The 20,237-nt window shown below is 64.7% G+C and carries 20 protein-coding genes and 1 pseudogene; 15 read left to right on the top strand and 6 right to left on the bottom strand.

Annotated features, from left to right (window positions below):
- Positions 1-168 precede the first annotated feature (168 nt).
- From KIT79_09130 to KIT79_09090, 9 genes are all read left to right on the top strand, one after another.
- A complete protein-coding gene (locus KIT79_09130; protein MCW5829462.1) occupies positions 169-1,119 on the top strand; it encodes an ATP-binding cassette domain-containing protein in 951 nt (316 codons plus the stop codon).
- Positions 1,116-1,892 carry an ABC transporter permease subunit gene (locus KIT79_09125; protein MCW5829461.1) on the top strand — a complete coding sequence of 259 codons (777 nt, stop codon included), beginning with the start codon at positions 1,116-1,118 and terminating at the stop codon, positions 1,890-1,892. Before KIT79_09130 ends, KIT79_09125 begins: the two co-directional genes overlap by 4 nt.
- 17 nt (positions 1,893-1,909) lie before the next feature.
- A complete protein-coding gene (locus KIT79_09120) occupies positions 1,910-3,550 on the top strand; it encodes a GldG family protein (GenBank protein ID MCW5829460.1) in 1,641 nt (546 codons plus the stop codon).
- A gap of 15 nt (positions 3,551-3,565) precedes the next feature.
- Entirely contained in the window at positions 3,566-4,573 is a 1,008-nt protein-coding gene (locus KIT79_09115; GenBank protein MCW5829459.1) for a DUF4340 domain-containing protein, read from the top strand.
- A 246-nt stretch (positions 4,574-4,819) separates the two neighbouring features.
- Positions 4,820-5,494, top strand: a complete 675-nt coding sequence (rplC, locus tag KIT79_09110; GenBank protein ID MCW5829458.1) for a 50S ribosomal protein L3 — start codon at positions 4,820-4,822, stop codon at positions 5,492-5,494.
- A 162-nt stretch (positions 5,495-5,656) separates the two neighbouring features.
- The gene (gene ileS, locus KIT79_09105; GenBank protein ID MCW5829457.1) at positions 5,657-8,524 is read left to right on the top strand and encodes an isoleucine--tRNA ligase; all 2,868 of its coding nucleotides are present in this window, start codon (positions 5,657-5,659) and stop codon (positions 8,522-8,524) included.
- Complete coding sequence (gene lspA, locus KIT79_09100) at positions 8,521-9,048, top strand: signal peptidase II (protein ID MCW5829456.1); 528 nt, start codon at positions 8,521-8,523, stop codon at positions 9,046-9,048. The genes ileS and lspA overlap by 4 nt, the downstream gene beginning before the upstream one ends.
- Positions 9,029-9,856, top strand: coding sequence for a prolipoprotein diacylglyceryl transferase (gene lgt, locus KIT79_09095; protein MCW5829455.1), 828 nt, complete (start codon positions 9,029-9,031; stop codon positions 9,854-9,856). Before lspA ends, lgt begins: the two co-directional genes overlap by 20 nt.
- 11 nt (positions 9,857-9,867) lie before the next feature.
- Positions 9,868-10,419 carry a thioredoxin family protein gene (locus KIT79_09090; GenBank protein ID MCW5829454.1) on the top strand — a complete coding sequence of 184 codons (552 nt, stop codon included), beginning with the start codon at positions 9,868-9,870 and terminating at the stop codon, positions 10,417-10,419.
- Between the two features lie 3 nt (positions 10,420-10,422).
- Here the strand turns inward: KIT79_09090 and KIT79_09085 are convergent, their stop codons facing one another.
- Positions 10,423-11,499, bottom strand: a complete 1,077-nt coding sequence (locus KIT79_09085) for a hypothetical protein (protein MCW5829453.1) — start codon at positions 11,497-11,499, stop codon at positions 10,423-10,425.
- 132 nt (positions 11,500-11,631) lie between these two features.
- Between KIT79_09085 and KIT79_09080 the strand changes: the two genes are divergently transcribed.
- Entirely contained in the window at positions 11,632-12,300 is a 669-nt protein-coding gene (locus KIT79_09080) for a DUF177 domain-containing protein (GenBank protein ID MCW5829452.1), read from the top strand.
- 23 nt (positions 12,301-12,323) lie between these two features.
- Here KIT79_09080 and KIT79_09075 read toward each other — a convergent pair whose 3' ends face one another.
- Positions 12,324-13,082 carry an endonuclease/exonuclease/phosphatase family protein gene (locus KIT79_09075; GenBank protein MCW5829451.1) on the bottom strand — a complete coding sequence of 253 codons (759 nt, stop codon included), beginning with the start codon at positions 13,080-13,082 and terminating at the stop codon, positions 12,324-12,326.
- Between the two features lie 157 nt (positions 13,083-13,239).
- Here KIT79_09075 and rpmF point away from each other — a divergent pair, with 157 nt between their 5' ends.
- Positions 13,240-13,419, top strand: coding sequence for a 50S ribosomal protein L32 (gene rpmF, locus KIT79_09070; GenBank protein ID MCW5829450.1), 180 nt, complete (start codon positions 13,240-13,242; stop codon positions 13,417-13,419).
- A gap of 41 nt (positions 13,420-13,460) precedes the next feature.
- On the opposite strand, the gene KIT79_09065 is transcribed toward rpmF, so the two are convergent.
- A complete protein-coding gene (locus KIT79_09065; protein ID MCW5829449.1) occupies positions 13,461-14,201 on the bottom strand; it encodes a hypothetical protein in 741 nt (246 codons plus the stop codon).
- 190 nt (positions 14,202-14,391) lie between these two features.
- Here KIT79_09065 and KIT79_09060 point away from each other — a divergent pair, with 190 nt between their 5' ends.
- Positions 14,392-14,736 (top strand): hypothetical protein, encoded by a 345-nt coding sequence (locus tag KIT79_09060; protein MCW5829448.1) that lies wholly within the window; start codon positions 14,392-14,394, stop codon positions 14,734-14,736.
- 52 nt (positions 14,737-14,788) lie between these two features.
- Here KIT79_09060 and KIT79_09055 read toward each other — a convergent pair whose 3' ends face one another.
- A complete protein-coding gene (locus KIT79_09055; protein ID MCW5829447.1) occupies positions 14,789-15,118 on the bottom strand; it encodes a DNA-binding transcriptional regulator in 330 nt (109 codons plus the stop codon).
- Positions 15,099-15,400, bottom strand: a pseudogene (locus tag KIT79_09050) (type II toxin-antitoxin system RelE/ParE family toxin). The gene KIT79_09055 and the pseudogene KIT79_09050 overlap by 20 nt, the downstream one beginning before the upstream one ends.
- A 182-nt stretch (positions 15,401-15,582) precedes the next feature.
- On the opposite strand from KIT79_09050, the gene KIT79_09045 reads away from it, so the two are divergent.
- The 3 genes from KIT79_09045 to KIT79_09035 all read left to right on the top strand — a co-directional run bounded on the left by KIT79_09045 (position 15,583) and on the right by KIT79_09035 (position 19,048).
- Positions 15,583-17,244: a hypothetical protein gene (locus KIT79_09045; GenBank protein ID MCW5829446.1), complete on the top strand. Its 1,662-nt coding sequence runs from the start codon at positions 15,583-15,585 to the stop codon at positions 17,242-17,244.
- Between the two features lie 66 nt (positions 17,245-17,310).
- On the top strand, positions 17,311-18,243 hold the full coding sequence (locus KIT79_09040) for a fructose-bisphosphate aldolase (protein MCW5829445.1): 933 nt from the start codon (positions 17,311-17,313) through the stop codon (positions 18,241-18,243).
- A gap of 142 nt (positions 18,244-18,385) precedes the next feature.
- Positions 18,386-19,048: an LON peptidase substrate-binding domain-containing protein gene (locus KIT79_09035; protein MCW5829444.1), complete on the top strand. Its 663-nt coding sequence runs from the start codon at positions 18,386-18,388 to the stop codon at positions 19,046-19,048.
- Here the strand turns inward: KIT79_09035 and KIT79_09030 are convergent.
- Positions 19,045-20,022 carry a DMT family transporter gene (locus KIT79_09030; protein ID MCW5829443.1) on the bottom strand — a complete coding sequence of 326 codons (978 nt, stop codon included), beginning with the start codon at positions 20,020-20,022 and terminating at the stop codon, positions 19,045-19,047. The two genes, KIT79_09035 and KIT79_09030, sit on opposite strands and share 4 nt — an antisense overlap.
- Positions 20,023-20,237: the final 215 nt, after the last annotated feature.

Raw genomic sequence — 20,237 nt, 5'->3', positions numbered from 1 at the left:
GTCACTATAGGCGTTGCCCGCGCCCTTGCAAACTTCCGGGTCCGGTCGGCAGGCCCAGGATGCGTTTCAGTAGTGGACTGAACATTTTTTAATCACCGGGGTTCTTGCCCCGGGGACAGGGCGGCATTATCCGATTGCTCGCAGTCTGAACCGGGAGAACCAGGGGCCATGATCGAAGTTTCGCATCTGGACCGCTATTTCGGCAGTTATCTGGCCGTGCGGGATGTTTCATTTCGTGTCGACGAAGGACAGGTGATGGGATTCCTGGGGCCGAACGGTGCCGGAAAGACCACTACCATGCGCTGCCTCACGGGCTACCTGCCTCCGACCTCGGGACGTGTGGTTGTGGACGGCTTCGACGTGACCGAGGCCCCCTTCGAGGTGAAGAAACGGATCGGCTACCTGCCCGAGACGCCGCCACTCTATGGCGACATGATCGTCGTCGATTATCTCCGGTTCGTCGCCGACCTCAAGGGCGTCGAGGGGAGCCGCCGCAACGGCCTTGTGGACCGGGCCATCCAGCTTTGCGGTCTTTCCGACGTGTCGGGGAGGCTTATCCGCAACCTGTCGAAGGGCTACCGGCAACGGGTTGGTATCGCGCAGGCGATTGTCCATGAGCCACGGGTTGTCATTCTTGATGAGCCCACCTCGGGGCTCGACCCCAATCAGGTGATCGAGATCCGGCAAGTGATTGCCGACCTGGCCAAAGAGCGCACGGTGATCCTGTCAACGCACATCCTGTCGGAGGTCGAGAAGACCTGCCGCCAGGTCACGATCATCAACGAGGGGCGGATCGTGGCGAGCGATACGGTCGAACGGCTGCTCCAGGGATCGGGTGGCCGCCGCCTTCAGCTGGTATTCGAGAAGGAGGCCCCGGCAGCCGCCAGTGAAATACTGTCAGTCCCGGGCGTCCGGTCAGCGAGCTGGGCTGGCGAGGATTCGCACCGCACGCTGGTGATCGAAACCGGACTTGAGCCGGATTCGCGGGCAGAGATCGCCCGTTTCGCCGTCGAGAAGGGTTATGGGCTTGTCGAGTTCCGCGGGGCGGCCGAATCGCTGGAGTCGATCTTCCGGCGGCTGACTTCCGAGGAAGCGTCCGGGGAGGTGCCGCAGGCATGAAGGGTTTCCTGACGATCTTCTGGCGCGAGGTCCGCGCCTACTTCAGCGGGCCGATGGCGTGGACCGTGGCGGGCGGATTCCTGTTCCTGAGCGGCCAGTTCTTTCTGGCAATGATGGACTCATACGTGCGGGATTACCTGATGAGCCGCGACAGTCCGATCATGCGGGGCCAGACGCCGGACATCAACATCATGATGTCGCAGGGCGTATTCCCCTACCTGACGACATTCCTGCTGTTCTTCACGCCGCTCATCACGATGCGGCTGTTCACTGAAGAGCGCACCATGAAAACCGACGAACTGCTGTTCACTTCGCCGGTATCGACCACGGCGATCGTGCTCGGCAAGTATTCCGCCGCGCTGTTCGTTGTGGCCGTGATGCTGGCGGGGACGCTCCATATACCCGCCGTACTGCACCAGATCAGCCCCCTCGACCTGCGGCCGCTGTATTCCGGCTACCTGGGCGTGTTCCTGGTGGGGGCCGCCTTCACCAGCATCGGCGTTTTTGCCAGTTCGGTCACCGAGAGCCAGATCGTTGCGGCGCTGCTGTCGTTCGTGGGACTGCTGACGCTTCTGGTGCTGGGATGGCTGACAGGAATGTTCGAGGGGTCGTTCCTGAGGCCGGTGATCGAATACGCCGCGTATGACAAGCACTTCGAGAACCTGTCCAAGGGCATCCTCGACACGCGGGATATCGTTTACTTCGTGTCGCTGCCGGCGCTGTTCCTGTTCGCCACGCATCGTACGCTCGGCACGAGCCAGTGGCGGAGCTAAGGGGAGGAATGACGCAGATGAACGCACCCCGCCGCCGCGAAACCACCGGACGCTGGCCCCTGCTGCTGGCATCCATAGCTGTCATTGTCATTGGACTCCTGTTCCTGCGGGTCCGGGGCGACCTCAAGATATGGGGCGACCTGTTCCATGTCTGGAGCCTGATCCTGGGTCTCGGCGTGAGCCTGCTCGCCGGATACCTGGCGTGGGACTGGGAAACCGTCGTCCGGGCCGTGAAGTCGGGGGGCACGCTCCGGACCGCCGGCGCGCTTGTCCAGATACTGATGGTGCTCGCGATCATCGTCTCGGTGAACTACTTCGCCAGCCGCAACTACAAGAAGTGGGACCTGACAGAAGAAAGAATCAACATGCTCGCCCCGCAGTCCGAGGAAGTGGCCCGGGCGCTCGGTCAGGACGTGACGATTCTGGGCTTCTTCAAGTCCGGTCAGCCTGCGCGGGACACGTTCAAGGAACTGGCGGGGCTCTATGCCGAAGCCTCGCCCCGGATCACCGTACGGCTGATTGATCCGGACGCCGATCCGGTAACGACGCGGGATTACAATGTTGGCATGGCCGGTACGGTCATTCTCGAAAGCGGCGAGAAACGGCAGTCGCTCCCGGCTACCGACGAGCAGGAACTGACCCGCGGGCTGATCCGGATTACCCGCCAGGTGGAAAAGACGGTCTGCTTCACTACCGGTCACGGCGAGCGCGGTCTGGATGATCCCGAAGGCGAAGGTCTCACCACGGTCCGGAGCGAACTGGCCGGGCAGGGGCTGAAGGTCATGGGGGTCAACATCCTGTCAGAGGGTGGTGTCCGGCCGGAATGCAGCCTGCTGGTGATCGCCGGGCCGACGAGGGCGCTCTCGCCAGACGAGATTCCGCTTATCAGGGATTTCGTGGACGGGCGCGGCGGCGCGCTGATGGTGCTGGTCGATCCGCAGACACCCGACCAGTCGGGCCTGCTGAAATATTTCAATGTCCGGCCCCGCAACGACGTGGTGGTGGACGCCAATCCGCTTAATCAGATGACCGGCCAGAACTTCCTCGCGCCCGTGGCCGCTGCCTATGGCAGGCACGAGATCATAGACAAGATGAAGAACGTGCAGACGATTTTCCCGCTCGCCCGGTCACTGGAGCGGATCGAAGGGGTCGAGGCTACCGATCCGGCCGCCACATCCACCTCGATCGTGTTTACGAGCGAGGATTCCTGGGGCGAGACGGACCTTGCCAAGGGAACAAGGCCCCGGCCCGACCAGGGCAAGGATGCCCTGGGGCCTGTGGTGCTGATGGAGGCGGGAATCCGGCTGGTGAAGCGTCCGGATGCTGATGGCGGCGGAGATGACGGAGACGAAGCCGGGGAAGACAGCGGCGAGGGCAAGACCCGGAGCGTCCGGTTTGTCGTGGCGGGCGACTCGGACTTCATCACGAACCAGTGGGTCAGCTACTACGGCAACAAGGACCTGTTCCTGAACGCCGTGAGCTGGGCGACCGGGGATACCGAGCTGATCTCCATCCGGCCCCGGAAGCGCGGCGAGAGGCCGATCAACCTGCCGAGCGAGAGCTTCACCCGCTTCATCAGCTGGGTGCCCTCCCTGCTGTTCCCGCTCCTGCTGGTGCTGATGGGCGTATTCATCCAGCTCCGCCGCCGGCGGCTCTGACCTTCGGGATCGCCTATGAACCGGGAACTACGCAACACGCTCATGCTCGCTTTTCTTGCGGTCGCCGCAGGCGCGTACATGTATTTCGTCGAGTCGGAAAGACCCGTGGCGGAGGAAGTGCAACCCGGCGAGGGGGAAAAGCTGTTTCCGGGGCTTTCGGCCGTCAATGTAGAGGAAGTGGGCATTGCCGACGAGAAGGGGTCGTTCACTGTCTTCCAGAAGGCGAACGGCGAGTGGGAGGTCCGTGACGGCGATCGCCGCCATCTGGCAGATCCGTCCGCCGTGGGAGATCTGGTGAGCGCGCTGGCGGCGATCAGGGGTCGCATGATCGAAACGGATGAAAACGTGCCGGACTCCAGCTTCGGTCTGGATCATCCGCCACGCACGGTCTGGTTTCGGGAGAAGAACAAGGACCAGACCGACATCCTGATTGGCGGGGATTCGCCGCTCGGGAACTCCCGCTATATCCGTGTGGACCTGGATGGCCCGGTATACGTTACGGCGGCACATACGCTCTACCCGTTCGAACGGAAGACAGAAGACCTGCGGGAGAAGAAGCTGGTGAACGCCGAGCCTGCCCAGGTGTTCAGGGCCGTGGTCCGCTGGGGCGAAAAGGGGACCGGCGAGACGGTGCTGGAGCGGGGCAAGGACGGCTGGAAGTTCGCTGCCGGACCCGAGGGGAAGATCGATGTGGACCGGCTGGATGATTTCCTGTCGGAACTCCGGCTTCTCAGGGCGGTGAAGTTCAGCGGAGAGGGCGAGGACAGCTTCGGCAAATACGGCCTCGACAGGCCCGTGCTGGAAGCGGAACTGTATGGCGAGGACGGCAAGCTGCTGGATAAGGTACGGTTCGGGTCGGTGGAGAAAAGCAGCGAAGGCACCTGGACCTGGTCCAGCCGGTCCGGGGAAATCGTGACCATCTCGAAGTTCAGCCGGGACCAGATGCCCTCCGGGCCGGATTACCTCATGGTGAAGGAAGCGCCGCCTGCGGAAGCACCTGAAACTCCTGCTCCGGCACCCTGATTGCGAGCATTCAGGCCCTGTTGACACGGGGGCCTGTTGTCGTTTAACCGGTCGGTTCCCGGTAACGGTTTCCGCAAGGGACGGAGCGGGGAAACACAAGTGATTTCAAGATGTTGAAGTGAGTCCGGCCATATGGCAGGACGCGGCACAAAGGCCCCAGGGTTCCAGTTCGTTCTGGAAACCGCGCAGGGGCTGGAGTCCCGCCCGAACTATCTCATCCCAACCTCTCTGGAAGGAGACCATTCCATGCGCATTGATACTTTCGGCATTCTCGGCCGCAAGCTCGGACAGACGAGCGTGTTTACCGACGACGGCAGCCGCCTCAACGTCACTGTTGTTGAGGCAGGACCGTGCAAGGTCGTCACCAAGAGGACAAAAGAAAAGGATGGCTACGAGGCCGTCCAGATCGGGTTCGGATCCAAAAAGAGTTACAGCACGAACAAGCCGGATCTCGGGCGCTTCAAGGCGCTCGGACACGAGCCGCTGGCGCATCTGAAGGAAGTGCGGCTTCCCTCTGAGGAACTCGCCAAGATCAACGTGGGCGACGACCTGACGGTAAAGGCGTTCGAGGCGGGCGAACTGGTTGATGTCGCCGGCATCACCAAGGGCAAGGGCTTCTCTGGCGTGATCCGCCGCTACAAGTTCAGCGGCTTCCGTGCCACCCACGGCACGCACGAATATTTCCGGCACGGCGGCGGTATCTCCGCCCGCGAGCACCCCGGCAAGGTGTGGAAGAACAAGCGCATGCCGGGCCACATGGGTGTCGACAAGGTCACGACCCAGAACCTCAAGGTGGTTCAGGTCCGCCCCGACGAGAACGTGATCCTGATACAGGGATCGGTTCCCGGCCCGATCAACGGCATCGTGTATGTCCAGAAGGCCCGCAAGGCCGCCCACCGCAAGGCTGCGGGGAAGAAGTAGGCTTTTACCGTAGATCCGGGTGCCCCTGCAATCCTTTCCGTGAATGGCGGAGAGGAACCACAGGGGCGTCCGTGGTGAACGTCTTTTCACTTGCTCCCGGTTTCCGGCGCGGATTATAGGACCGGTTCCGCACGCGGCCATTGGCCGCGTCCTTTAACCATCATGGCCAAAAACGATAATCCCTGGTCGCACACCATCTTCCTTCCGAAGACGGCGTTCCCCATGCGCGCCGACATGGCCAGGAGGGCGCCGGAGTTCGTCAGGCGCTGGGAGTCGGAAGACACCTATGGCCGGATGGTGGCGCGCACGAAAGGCCGCAGGCGGTTCGTTCTCCATGATGGTCCGCCCTACGCCAACGGCCATATCCACCACGGGCACATCCTCAACAAGGTCCTGAAGGACATCATCGTCAAGTACCGGAACCTTTCCGGCACGCAGGGGGCACCGTACGTGCCGGGATGGGACTGCCACGGCCTCCCCATCGAGCAGAAGGTGGCCGAAAACTTCCGGGCGAAGAAACAGCAGGCGACGCCGGAGCAGATGGTGGCCGCCTGCCGGGACTACGCCTCGGAGTTCATCGGCATCCAGATGGCGGAGTTCCGCGAACTGGGTGTGCTGGCGGACTACGCCAACTGCTACCGGACGATGACGAAGGATTACGAGGCGAAGATCCTTCGCGAGTTCGGGCGGTTCCTGTCGAAGGGCTACGTCTACCGGCAGAACAAGCCGGTCTACTGGAGCTGGGCGCTGGAAACATCGCTCGCCGAGGCGGAAGTGGAGTATGATGACCACACCTCGCCATCGGTCTATGTGGCATTTCCCTACGACGGAGACGGGTCGGAGATTGCCCCCGAACTGAAGGGGGAGAAGCCGGAGCTTGTCATCTGGACGACGACGCCCTGGACCATTCCGGCGAACCTGGGCCTCTCGCTCCACCCGGAACTGGACTACGTGGCCGTGAAGACGGCCGATGCAGCCGGGCGCGGGCGCGTATTCATTGTCGCCAAGGGACTTCTGGAGGCGTTTGCGGCCGCCTGCAAGCTGAAGGATCCGGTGGTGGTGGCGGAGTTCCGTCCCGGCCATCTGGAGCGGAAGACCGCCCGGCACCCGCTCACCGGCCGGGCGTCGCTCATCATGCTCGGCACCCACGTCACGCTCGAACAGGGCACCGGAATTGTTCATACGGCGCCGGGCCACGGAGCCGAGGACTACGTGATGGGCCGCCATTACGATCTTGATGTCTATTCGCCGGTGGACTCGAGGGGCCGTTATACGGCTGACCTCCATGAAAATCTGAAGGATCTTGTGGGACTTCAGGTGTTCGATGCCAATCCGAAGGTAATCGAAAAGCTCGATGCCGCAGGTGCGCTGCTCGCGCAGGGCAAGGTGAGCCACAGCTACCCGCACTGCTGGCGGTCGAAGAAACCGGTCATTTTCCGGGCGACGCCCCAGTGGTTCGTCTCGCTGGAGCACGACGGCCTGCGCGAAAAATCCCTTGAGGCCATCGACGGGAAGGTCCAGTGGATTCCCCCGTGGGGCCGGGACCGGATCTACAACATGGTGGCGAACCGTCCCGACTGGTGCATCTCGCGCCAGCGGGTGTGGGGCGTGCCAATCGTCAGCTACGAGTGTTCGGGCTGCGGTCATGTGGAATCGACGCCGGAGCTGGTCGAACTGGTGGCCAGACAGATCGAGCAGCACGGTATCGAGGTCTGGTTCGCCGGCGACGTGAAACAGCTCATCCCCGCCGGGTACAAATGCCCCCGGTGCGGCCAGACGGAATGGAAGAAAGGCGGCGATATCCTCGACGTGTGGTTCGACTCCGGGGTGTCCCACGCCGCCGTGCTGGAAGGGAACCCGGAACTTGCCTGGCCTGCCGACCTGTATCTGGAAGGCTCCGACCAGCACCGAGGGTGGTTCCATTCGTCGCTGCTCACCTCGGTCGCCACCCGTGGCGGTCCGCCCTACCGTGCGGTACTGACCCACGGCTTCGTGGTGGACCACGAGGGTAAGAAGTATTCCAAGTCGAACCCGACCTACACGCCGCCGGAAAAGACGCTGAAGACGAGCGGGCCGGAACTGTTCCGCCTGTGGGTAGCTGCCGAGGACTACCGGAACGACATCCATTTCGGCGACGAAATCCTCCAGCGGCTGTCGGAGATGTACCGCAAGTTCCGCAACATCGTCCGTCACCTGCTGGGCTGCCTGGACGGGTTTTCCCCGGCGGCGAACTATGTCCCCTATGACCGCCGGCCGCTTCTGGACCGCTGGATATTCTCCAGCGCGATGGTGCTGGCGGCCGAAGCGCGGGCGGCCTACGAAAACTACGAGTTCCACCGTGTCTATCACGGCGTGAACCAGTTTGTGACCGTGGATCTTTCATCCATCTACGCCAACGCCACCAAGGACCGCCTGTATATCCTCAAGGCGGACGATCCGGCGCGCCGTTCCACGCAGAGTTCCATGTATGACGTGCTGGTGACGCTGCTCACCGTATTCGCGCCGGTGTGCTCCTTTACCTGCGAGGAAGCCTGGGGCGAACTGCACCGGCAGGCGCCGGGGACGGCGAAAGATGCGCCGTTCGGTCCGCTGGCGGCAGAGTCGGTCTTTTTGAACGACATGCCCGGCCCTTCCGGTACGGAACTGGACCGGCACCGGAAGCTGGCGGCGGATTTCGTGCCGCTGCTCGCGCTCCGCGAGGCCGTGAACCTGGAACTGGAGAAGTTCCGGGTGGCGGGCAGCATCGGGAAATCCGAGGAGGCAAAGGCGGCCGTCGCTCCCAAACGCGGGGAGATTCCGGCGGACTTCCTGCGGGTGGCGGCAGGTCGCGACGTAAACCGCCTGTCGCTCATGGAGGAACTGCTCGTCGTGTCATCCTTTGAGCTGCTGCCGGAGGCCGATACGGTGCAGATACACGTCGGGAAGGCGTCCGGCGCCCGTTGCGGCCGGTGCTGGCATCATTCAGAAAAGACCGGATCCTGCGAAAGGCACCCGGACCTGTGCGAGCGGTGCATCGAGGTGGTCCCATGAGCGAACGCCGGCCGCTTCCGCCCAAATATGTCATCTTCGGCTCGATCGTCCCGATCATGGTGTTCCTTGACCTGTGGACCAAGGACCTGATCGTCCGCGACTTCCGGCCGGGGCAGAGCCGGGTGATTATCGACGAACTGTTCAGCATCACCTATGCCCGGAACTACGGCGCCGCCTTCAGCCTCTTCCGGGATCTTCCCGACGGGGCGCGCGGCTGGTTCTTTGCCGTGGTGACCATCGTGGCGGTTTCGGCGATCTTCTGGTTCCTCATCACCATTCCGGCGCGGGACTACTGGATGGCGTCGGGGCTCGGCCTCATCTTTTCGGGGGCGGTGGGCAACGCCGTGGACCGGGCCCGTTTCGGCTTCGTTGTCGATTTTCTCGATTTTTACTGGGGCAAGGGCGGGCCTGCCTGGCCGACGTTCAACGTCGCGGACATAGGGATCACGGTGGGGGCCGTCATCATCATTGTCTTTGAGCTGCTGCGTAAGGAAGACACCAGTCATGCGTCCAATCCTGTTTGAGATCGGCCCGTTCCAGCTTCACACCTACGGCCTGACGGCCGCCGCCGGGTTCCTGCTGGCGCTCTACTACATGCAGTGGCAGGCGCGGAGGATCCGGCTCGACCCGGAGTTCGCTGCCGACCTGGCGTTCCTGTTCGTGATCGTCGGGGTGATCGGGGCACGCGCCCTGTACGTGCTCGTCACCTGGGAGCGGTTCGAGGACAACTTCTGGGACGTATTCGCCATCTGGAAGGGCGGGCTCGTGTTTTATGGCGGCCCGATGCTGGTCGTGCCGGTCGCCTTCTGGGTGTTCCGCCGGAAGAACGTCGGGGCCTTCGCCTACTCGGACATCGGCGCGGTCGCGATGATGCTGTCGCTTGGCATCGGGCGGTTCGGCTGCCTCGCGGCCGGATGCTGCTACGGGAAGGTGACCGGCGTGCCGTGGGGCGTCGTTTATCCGCCAGCGGCGGCCTCCGACTACCTCCGGCAGGGGCTGCCGGTCCATCCGACGCCCATCTACGAGTTCCTCGCCTGCATGGCGATCGTCGGGCTGGGTATCGTTCTCAACCAGTACAAGAAACACGACGGCATCACGACCGGCATGGTGTTCATCACCTACGCCATCGCCCGGAGCGTGATCGAGCTGTACCGCGGCGATACGGTGCGCGGTTTCGTGGGGGACACGGGCCTTTCCACCTCCCAGTTCATTTCGCTGTTCTCCGTCCTGTTCGGACTGGGGATCATCGCCTGGGCATACTGGAAGAAGAAGCCCCGGTACTACTGGGATGGCGTCCCGCCGGCTGGCCAGCCGGCGCCCAAGGGGTCATAATCCCCCGCGCCATGTCGGTATCCACCAACGAGAAGTCGATCCGCACCGGAACCCCGTGCCCGCCGTTCACGCTGAAGAACGTGGACGGCAGGATGGTGTCCAGCGTGGAACTGCTGAAGGACGGCATCCTCGCCGTCATCTTCAGTTGCAACCACTGTCCCTACGTGCAGGGGTGGGAGGGGCGCATGGTCCAGATCCAGAAGGACTACGGCCCCAGGGGCCTCCGGATCGCCTGCATCAACGCCAATGACGATCTGAACTACCCGGAGGACTCCTTCGCCGGGATGGTGAAGCGGCACCGCGAAAAGGGGTTCAACTTCCTCTACCTGCGGGATGACACCCAGGGGACGGCCAAGGCCTTCGGCGCGACCCATACCCCCGAGTGCTTCGTGTTCGGCCGGGACGGCAGGCTCGCCTACCACGGCCGGATCGACGAGAACTACAAGGATCCGGCCGGAGCGAAAAGCCACGATCTCAGGAATGCACTCGACGCGATCATGGCCGGCAAGGCCCCGGCGGTGCCCGAAACCTACTCCATCGGCTGCACGATCAAGTGGAAGTGAGCGTCAGGCTTTCGCCTTCGTGACCGAGCCGGTGTTGACCGGGTCGATCGTGAAGGTGGGGCCGATTCCCCAGGCCATCGGCGTCCGTATGAACGGCGACGAGTTGTAGACCTGCGGAACGCCATCCGCGGTCCGTCCGGCGAGCTCTTTCTCCAGGATCATCGACGAATACTGTGAAAAGGTGCTTTCGAGTGCGTTGCCGTTCATCACCACCTCGGCGCCGTACTTTTTCGCATATTCCCGGAGCGACTTCAGCTTCGACCGCTCCGGCACGTAGCTGTCGGGCGAGATTCCGTTCTCCGAGACGGTGAAGACACCGCGGCCTTCGGCATGGAAGACGATGGTGTGGTTGCCGAGCGTGTGGCCCGGCGTCCAGGCGATGGCGACGCCCTTGCCGAGCCAGACCGACCCCTCGACGGAGAGGATCCGCTCCGGCGGAACGCCGTCCAGAGCGCCCTCGATCCACCAGGGCCGCTGGAGCGGGTGGATGCTCTGGAGCGTCTCGATCTCGCGCCGGTTCACGACCAGCCGGGCGTTGGGGTAGAGCGGCGGGCGGCCGTTCTCGCCGAGAAGGCCGCGCCGGAGATCCTGCACGTGCAGGTGGTCGAAGGTGATGTAGTCGATCTTTGCCGGGTCGAGGCCGAGCTTCTTCAGCTTCGGCACCGGGCCGTCCATCTTCGCCAGCCGCTGCTCCGACACGAACGGCATCAGCTCCCGGCGGGCGTTCTCGAAGAACGGCGCCCGGCCGGAGAGGTCATGCTCGGTGGGATTCACGAGCAGCGTCCTCACCTGCCCCGAGAAATCCTCGAACTCGATCACCTCCATGCGGTTCCGCATGATGAGGTATTTCGCCTTGTTCGGCGCGGCCTGCCAGAAGCCGAACGCGACGGGATAGGGGAAGGGCAGCAGATCCACCGTCCGGACGCCGCGCACGGGGCCATCCTTCAGGAACTGCTTCTGAAAGGACCGCCCCCGCTCGCGCATTTCCTCGACCCGGTGGCCGGGATGGGTGTCCCTCCACCCGTCGTCCAGTTCCGGTATGGCCCTGAAGTTCGGCGGCATCTCGGTGGGTGTGGTCATGGCGGCTCTCCCTTGCTCCGGCAGCAGCAACCGGCTGACCCTGCCACCGGCGGGGCGGGGGTGGCAAGACGGGCCATTTTTGTGGCGGGAGTACCCCTCTCAGGGGGCGGCCGATCGTGTATGATTCCGCCCATGAGCCAGTTTCTCGTGAGCCTCCGCGACATCGAACAGGAACCGAGGGAGATCACGGCCAGTGTGCCGCTCCTCTCGGCCGACGGCCACCTGCCGCCGGACGCCACCGGCGCGGCGGGACGCTCGCCCACGGGGACCGACACCAGCGGTCTCGGTGTCGGGGTGAAGGGGCCCATCCGTGCGGAGCTCCAGGTCTCGAAGGCGGGCGACGTGGTGGTGGCCGAGGGAAGGCTCGCGTTCGACTACGAGCGGCCCTGCGACCGGTGCGGCCAGGTGCTTCCGTTCCGGATGGACGAGAAGGTCCGGTTCGTCTTCCAGAAGGAGAGCCGCCTGGAGATAAAGGCCACAAAGGCCGCGAAGCCGGCAAAAACAGCAAAGCCGGCCCCGAAGGGGAAGAAGCCCCTGGAGCAGTTCGAGGCGGCCGGCCCGGAGGACGAATCCGGGAACCGGCTCGCCGCTGGCGACCTGGACGAGATGACCTACTCCGGCGCGGAGATCGACCTGGAGCCCTACCTCTACGAGCTTGTGGCCCTGGAACTCCCCATGCGGGCCACCTGCGAGATGGTTCCGGGACGGACCTGCGCGGTGGACCCCGGCGCGCTGGCCCCGGACCGGGCCAGGGGCGCGGACCCCCGCTGGGCGGTGCTGAAGGAACTCAAGAAGGGCTGACCTGTCGGGGTTGATATATATGTTCACTCCACCCGGACCATCAGGCCCAGGTGGTCCGACACCTGCACGTCCGCCTGCGAACCGAGAAGCTGGACGCCCCGGACCCTCGGGCGCATGGCGGCATTGGCGAGGGTGAAGTCGTACCGGGCGGCCGGGGCGGTGGACGGAAAGGTGAACCCGTCGGCCTGCGGCTCCAGTTCCCGGTAGAGGTCGTGCCAGCCGTCCTTCAGCACCCGGTCGATCACCTTGGGCGGCAGCTTGTCGTGGAGCCAGTAGGGGGAGTTCTCGTCGGGGACGATCCCGGCGATGGGGCGTCCGGCGATCCGGTCCTCGCCGCGCACGGAGTTCAGGTCGCCCACGATGAGGACCGGCTCGCCCGGCGGCCCGGAGGCGGCATCGGCGAGCAGTGCGTCCATCTCCTTCAGGCGGCGGTCCTCCCCCTTGGGGTTGAGGTGTGTCGTGTAGAGCCGGAACGGCCCGCCCGTCCGGGGGCGGATCGTCACCCGGCAGGCGCCGTGGAAGAACAGCCCGGCCCCCACCGGCGCCTTCTCGCTCATCCAGCCATAGGGGGCGAAGACGGCAAGGTCGAGGCCGCTCGGGCTCTCGGCCACGTAGGAGTCCTTTTTCATCTCCCGCGCGAACCGCTCGGCCCGCCCCCTGGCCCAGCCGTCGGCTTCCACGAAGGCGATCACGTCGGGCTCCAGGTCGCGGACCCGCTGCATGAGGCGCTCGAACCGGGCCTCGTCCGCCTGGAACAGGATGTTGAGAAAATAGAGCCTCAAGGCCTTCGAGCCGCCCCTTCGTTAATCTGACCCCGGCCGGTGAGGATAGCGGTCCCGGGGCCGAAAATCCCCCTTGATTTGCCCGTCCTGCCGGGCTACCAACGGGGCCCCTGACTGCCCGCGGGCAGCAGTGCCTCATTCTCAAGGAGCCGTGGTCATGGGTGTCCCGAAACGCAAGCCCGGAAAATCCCGCCGCAAGAGCCGTCGCGCCCAGGACCGTCTGGGTGTCCCCGGCAAATACCAGTGCCCCAACTGCCTCGAATACACCGAGCCCCACCGCGCCTGCTCGTCCTGCGGCTACTACAAGGGCCGCGCCATCATCAAGGCGAAGGAATAAGAAGGCCTGGTCAGCCCGGCCCTGTCATGCGGGGCCACTCCCTACCAGCTCAAGGGTTTGGTCGCCTGGCCTTTTTCCAGCCGCTCGCGGTTCTTCCGGAGTTGGCGGTCCAGCCTTCGCCGCTGCTGGCGGGTAAGCGGCGGCAGGCGCGGATGGCCTTCTCCCGGCTCGCCTCCGGTACCGGGGGACCGGGCGGTACTGGCGGGAGGGGCCGCCTCCAGTGGCGGTTCCGGCCTTGGCTCCGGGGCGGGTTCCGGCCCGTGACCACTTTTTTCACTCCTTAGCGTGTTAAACTCTTTTGTGTCCGGATTGCCGGACACCCCACCACCCGTCTGGCCATTCCCGGACCGGTCCTTCGCCAGATTCTCGGCGGCCGCCTGGATCTCCATCTGGATCTGCCTGAAGTCACGGCTCGCCGTGTTCAGGGCCGACAGGCAGACGCGCTCGTTGTTGGCGTGCTCGCTGATCCGGAGGAACCCCAGCACCATGCGGAGCCGCATCTCCATTCCGGGCCGCCACTCGGCCGGGTACCAGTCCGGAATCCGGTAGTGGCACATTCGCTCGCAGATGAGCCCCACGGCCCAGGGCTCCCAGGTCTCGTCGCCGGGATAGCGGGTCGGCTGGAACCGCACCAGGTCGATGCAGATGCCGGGCGGGGCGCCGGCTGCCTGGAGCGGCTCGCCGGGATTGGGCGGCGGAATGCCGGGATACGGCGGGCGCGTGCCGGGGCCCGCCGCGGGCGGCGGCTCCGGGCTCAAGGGCTCGTTGATGGACGGATTCATGATGAAGGCACCTCCCTACTAAGGTTATGGGAGGAGTGAAGCACGACCATATGACAGGGCATGACACAGCTTCCAGCCAGGCGGAATCAGTGGGGAATCGGGGAGGATTTTTCGGGGGTTTTTGAGACATCACGGGGATCAGGCAAATCCCCGGTTCCCGTGCGGCTGGGGGTCCGGTATCCTTCGGGTCATGGACTGGACGGACCGGAAAAAGGCCTTTTCGAGGTGCCTTGCGGCGTTTACCGGCGTGCAGATGCTAGCGGCGGCCACCGTCTGGTTCAGCTATTCGGAATATGTCCGGGGCGGCATCATTGTCCGCATGATTCTGGGCCCCCTGAATGTCCTGGGGCGGCTGCATCTCATGAAATACCATTCCATTGCTTCCAATGCCGGGTTCCTGCTGTTTTGCGCCGGTGCGACGCTACTGCCGCTCATCCACTGGAAGCGCCCTGGACGCACCACCCTTGTGCTGTCCGTGGCCGGATGCTTCCTCTGGGTACTGCTCGGCGCCGGATTCAGCATCACCCACATGTGACAGTGCCTGATTTGCGAGACGGTCGAGACGGTATGGATTGAAGGCCGTTACCTCAGGCCACGGCCTCGATCCCCTTCTTTTCCAGGATGTTGAGCAGCTTCAGCGACGGGCCGCTGGGACGTTTGGCGCCGACTTCCCATTTCTGCACGGTGGAGACGCTGCTGTTCAGGAGGGCTGCGAGAACGGCCTGGCTGACGTTCAGTTCACGCCGGAGCGACTGGATTCGCCTTGGGCTGAACGGCTCGACGGCCGTAAGGGCCAGAGCGTCGTAGTCCCGCATCCGGCGCTTGTCGATCAACCCGGCGCGATGGAGCCCGCTGGCCGTTTCATGGACGGCGGCGAGAATGCGGCTCCCGGTCTTTCTAGTGGTGGTCTTTTTCATCACACAACTCCAGCAGTTCTCCGGCTTCGATGGCCCGGGCCAGTTCGGTCGCCGTCAGTCCAAGCAAATCTTTCGCCAGCAGCTTGAGAGCCTCCAGTTCGGCCTCGCTCACATTCTCCTTCTCGTTCTTGGCGAAGCCATACCATAGAGGAATATCCACCGGTCGTGCCGGTTAGTGGCGAGCAGCGTTCTAGCTCCACCACGCTTGCCGCGTCCCGGCAGAGGTACCCGCTTCTTTACGACACCTCCGCCAAGCTCGGCATCGACTATCCCGCGTTTCATCTCTTCCACGGCATTTACCAGCGCCGTATCGGTGATCCCTGCCTTTCGGGCCTGCTTGGCAAATCCCCGTGTCTTGAAGGCGGCAGCCACGGGGAAACTATAGCACTGAGTCCTATATCATCCAAGTCCTGCTGTTCACCCCCTCCTTCCCTCTCCGCCCGCGGCCCAACTAGGCTCGGCCCGTGACCAGCCGCCGCCGCATCGTCTGGGGCCTCGTGCTCCTCGCCGTTCCCCACTTCCTCCACGAACTCCGGGTGAGTCTCATCTCGGCGGCGCAGGTGGTTCCGCCGCTGGACACGGGCGTGGTGCCGGTGGAGGCGTATGCGTGGGAGCCGGTGCTTGGGATGACCGGCTGGCTCCGGAGCCTGCCGCTCGTCGCCCTGTCGGTGGGCCTGTTTGCCGGGCTCGCGCTGCTGGGGGCGCGGCTTTTCACCTCCGGCATCCGGCCGCCGGAACTGGAAGTAAAGCCATGGCCCGAATCGGTGAGCGACTTCTCGTTCGCCATCGCCGCCGTCTTCCACTCGATGCTGCTTGGCTCCTGGGCCCCGTGGCTCCAGTCGGGGGGCTCGATGGCCTGGGCGATGCTGCCGGGCGCGCTCGCGGGGCTCGGCGTCTGGATGGCCCTGAAACCGCCGAAAGAGTCCGTCTTTGTGCGCCCGCTGCCGCTCCCGCTGCTCGTGCTGGCGGGGAGCGCGCTCTCGCTCGGCGTCCTCATGCTTCTCACCAGCGGCCACGTGGCTGCGCACCAGGCATCACGGCTTGATCTGGTGTCCCGGCCCGGCGCGCCGTTCTGGGGTCCGGTGCTGGAACGGTCGGTGGTGCTTGTGCTCTGGACGACCGGCCTCTTTCTCTTCGTGTGGCGGCTGGCCGTGCGGGACTGGCGGCAGTCGGCGCTGGCGCTTCTGCCCGTGATCGCCGCCGGCGGGATGTCGCAGGCGCAGGCGGCGCGGGCTCCGCTGCCCGCCGAAAGCGGCCCCCGGCAGTTCATGGCCGGGGTTCCGCTGGAGACAGCGGGGAGTCCCACGCTGGTGATCCTTCACGACGAGCACGATGAACAGGAGGAGACATCCGGCGGCGGGCAGAAAAAGCGGCTCACGCCCCGGATGCTGCCCGAACAGGTCTGGAGCACGATCGAGGGGATGCCGGTCCGGCCCCTCTCGTTCGGCCGCTGGGACCGGCGGATCGCCATTGCCCCGGAACTGAAGCCCTACGTGGACGATATCCACGCGGCGAGCGGCGTGGCGGCCGCCCTGCCGGAGGAGATCACGGCGGGGCTCGTGCAGGGCTGTTTCGGCCTCAAGCGTCCGCCCGCCTGCACGCTGCTTCTGGACCGCCTCGGGCGGGGAATGAGGGACCGGGACAACGATGGGCTTCTCTATGCCTTTCTCGATCCCGCGAAGTTCCGTCTCACCCCGGAGGCGAAATCGGCCGTGGAGCGGGCTTTCGCCCGGCAGGGCGAGGACGGCGCCGCCACGATCACGATGAAGGCGGGCGTTCTCGGCGCCGAGGCGCTGAGACTCGTACTCCTCTCGCTGGAACCTGGCGAGACGCTCCCCCGGCCGGAAGCGACCAGTCCGGAGTGGACGGCGTTTTTGATTCCGCGGCTCGTGGCGGCGTCGAAACCGCGGGCGGATTTCGCCGATCCCTTTGTTTTCGAGAACGTGCCGGAGGGGAACTACCTCGTGGCCGTCGTCTTGAGGGGAAAGCGGCAGCGGTACCTGATCGAGGAGGGGACGCCCATCGGACCGTTCGAGGTCGGGCCGGGCGCGGTGCACCTGCCGGCCGTCACGCTCGGCATCCGGGGCCTCGCCGGGACGGTGGGCATTCCGGTGCTGGGGCCGTGAGGAATGTGTTGAATTACCCGCCTTCTGCCGGATAGGAACCGGCCTGACGATGGAGGACCGTTTCCCATGCAGGACATGCGTAAAGACCCCCTGAGATTTTTCCGGCGCGTTCGCCTGGGACCGGGCGAGATGGCCCGGGTCAGCCAGATTACGCGCGGCAACGGCACGTCGATCATCCTCCCCTACGACCAGTTCATCGAGCATGACTGCCGCCATCTGGAGGCCGAGAGCGACGCCGGCAATCCCGACTACATCATGGAACTGGGCATCGACCTCGGCTTCAACGCCGTGGCCGTCCACTACGGCGTCGCCCGGCGGTTCTGGACCAAGACAGAGGGGCGCATCCCGCTGATCCTGAAGGTGAACGGCAAGACGTCGATTCCGTCCGACGCGCAGGCGCTCTCGACAGCCACGTCGTTCGTCGAGGACGCCGTGCGGATCGGCGCCACCGGCATCGGCTACACGCTCTACTACGGCTCGCCCCGGCAGGACGAAGACCTGCCGCAGATGGCCGGGGTGCGCGCCGCCTGCGAGCGGTTCGGCCTGCCGCTCATCGTCTGGGCCTACCCGCGTGGCGAGGCGATCGACGCCAAGGGCGGCAAGGAGACTTCCTATGCGCTGGAGTCGGCGGCGCGGCTCGCCGTCGAGATGGGCGCGACGATCGTCAAGAGCAACCTGCCCAAGGCGGCCAAGCCCGACTTCGTGAAAAACGAGAAGGTGCCGAAGTATTACCGCGAGCTGGAGGAACAGCTCCTCCGGCTCGACCCGGCCGCGCAGGCGGCCGAGCGCGCCCGGCGCGTGGTGAAGGCGGCGACCGGCATCCCGGTGCTGTTCTCCGGCGGCGAGGGAGCCTCCACCGAGACGGTGATCGAGAACGCGAAGGCCTGCGTCGCGGGAGGATGCTTCGGGTTCATCATCGGCCGCAACATGTGGAAGCGCACCAAGCCCAAGGCGCAGGAGATCGTGACCGAAGTCACCCGCCTTCTGGACGCGGTTTAATCCGTTACTTATTGATTTAGCGCACACACAGGCTTCGACACGGAGCCTGTTTTGGGTTTATAATGTCCTCGTATCGAGAAGAAGCGTTCGGGAGGGACACCAGCAGGAAACCGGCAAGCCAGCCAGAGGAGTAACGCCCGAGATGATTTCCAACGTGCCCGACGTCATTCCGATCTTCCCCCTCCCGGAAACCGTACTGCTTCCTTCCGAAGTCCTCCCGCTCCACGTTTTTGAACCCCGTTACCGCGACATGGTGCGCGATTCGCTCGACACCCACCGGGTGATCGGGATGGTCCTGCTGCAACCGGGCTACGAGCGCGACTACTACGGCGCGCCGCCGGTGCGCGATGTGGGGTGCGCGGGCCTGATCGCACGGCACCAGGAGCTGGCGGACGGCCGGTTCCTCATCTGGCTGCTCGGCATCGAGCGGTTCCGCATCGACCGCGAGCTGCCGGGCGCGAAGAGCTACCGTCAGGTGGCGATCAACCATGAATACGTGAACGCGACGGCCGAGGAGCAGGCGAGCATCCAGGCGATCCGCCGCGACCTTCTGGAGACGATCCCCCGGTTCATCGATCCGCGTGTGCTTGCCGACGGGGAGTTCGGCGAGCGGCTCCTCAAGCTCGACGACGCGCAGTTTGGCGCCGTGGCGGCCCAGGTGCTGAACCTGTCGGGAATGGAAAAGCAGCAGATGCTGGAATCATCCACCATCGTTGAGCGCTACCTGATCCTGCATGAAAAGCTCCAGGTCCGCCGCCAGGAACTTCCCGAACTGTTCCCCACCGACCCGGAAAACCTGAACTAGGCGGCGCTCCGCTCCGGTTCGGCGGCGGGCGGCTCGGCGGGCCTTTCCGCCGGGTGGCGGGCCATCGTGAGCGCCGAGATGACGGCGCTCGTCAGGATGAGCGCGGCGCCAGGATAGAAGTTCCACGCGACTTTCTCGCCGAAGGTGAAATAGGCAAAGACGGCGGTGAAGGCGGTCGTCGTCACGCAGACGACCGACCCTTGTGTCGCCTTCACGTAAAAGAGGGCGTGGTTCATCATGAGCTGCGCCGCCGTGGAGGTGAGTCCGAGGAGGATGATCCAGCCCCATTCGGGCCCGGTGGGCACCAGCATCCCCCGGTCATGGAACACCATGCCGGCAAGCCCGATGATGACGCCGCCCACGCACATGGAAAAAAAGGTCGCCTGCGCGGAGTCGGTCTCGCGGATCTTCTCGATCACGATCAGCGCGGCGCCGGCCATCGCCGCCGACGCGATGCCATAAGCCGCTCCCGTGCCAACATTTCCCCAGGCGGGGTTGGCGACGATCACCATGCCGGCCAGCGACATCCCGACGAGGGCCAGAAGCCGCAGGTTCACCGTCACCGTCCCGACGAAGAACCCGGCGATCATTGCAAACAGCGGATAGGAGTTGTTGAGCAGCGTCGCCGTGGCGGCGCTGGTCCGCTGGATGCAGGTGAAATAGAGAATCACGGCCCCGGCGCCGAGCAGCCCGCGGACGACGAGCATCGGGCGATTGACGAACCTGAGCGGCATCAGCGTGAGCCGGTGGAAGATCACCAGCACAACGAGGCCGATGGCGAACCGGAGGAAGGTCGTCTCGCTCGGCGAGAACCGGGTGAGGCCGCGGACCGAGACGGCCATCCAGGCAAAGCAGATGCTGGCGGCAAAAAGGAGCATGGGGCCGCTGGTCGTGAACCGCTGCCAGGGTGTCTTGTCCGTCACCTGGCGGGGTGGGTCCAGCCGGACGGGGACCGTATGTGGGCCTTCGGCCATGAATGTACCGTGTCGGGCTCCTGTCGGGCCCGGCCACCGGAGGGGTGACTCACGGGAAACTGCCGGGAATGGATTAACGGGTTCTCCGGCGGCTCTGGATACTGTAAAACCCGGTGCCGGGATGCGTCAAACGGCGGGTCTGGGCGGCCGTGGTTGCATCGGCAGGGGGCCGGATGTACATGGTGAGGCCGGTTTCCCCTGGGGTGGAAGCCAAT

This window comes from Deltaproteobacteria bacterium (assembly GCA_026129095.1).
Lineage (GTDB): Bacteria > JAGRBM01 > JAGRBM01 > JAGRBM01 > JAHCIT01 > JAHCIT01.
Note: the sequence above shows the minus strand (reverse complement) of the source record. Positions and strands in the feature narration are given on the sequence as shown.